This is a genomic window from Haladaptatus sp. AB643 (assembly GCF_024136975.1).
In the GTDB taxonomy this organism is placed as follows: Archaea; Halobacteriota; Halobacteria; order Halobacteriales; family Haladaptataceae; genus Haladaptatus.
In genome coordinates, this window is sequence record NZ_JAMYJW010000041.1 from 1 (window position 1) to 370 (window position 370).

A 370-nucleotide genomic window follows, 5' to 3' on the forward strand; every position below is an offset into this window, starting at 1 on the left:
GCTTAAGTCGTAACAAGGTAGCCGTAGGGGAATCTGCGGCTGGATCACCTCCTAAAGACCGGGATTGGGCCGACGTGCCCAACCCACCTTAACCCGTCAACTTTCGTTGACGGATTGGCACCACACGAACGGTACACTACTCGTCTACCGACGAGGCACCTTTGAACTACCAAGGCTGGTTACACTCTCCCTTTTGGGAGGGTAGCCTTCGCTCGCTGGTGAGCGCCGCTGTTCGACAGCGGTCATGGGTTCGACTCCCGTGGAAGGCCGTCGCTTGGGACGATTCAAACCGTGCCCCTTAAGTGGGTCACGACGAAAGAATCAATCCCAACAAACCGATGCACCAACCCGTGAAAACGCGGTTGGGAAG

General features: G+C 56.8%; 1 rRNA gene. It reads left to right on the top strand.

The features are described from left to right. A 16S ribosomal RNA gene (locus NKF25_RS24090) occupies positions 1-53 on the top strand; the annotation flags it as partial. Between the last annotated feature and the right edge of the window lie 317 nt (positions 54-370).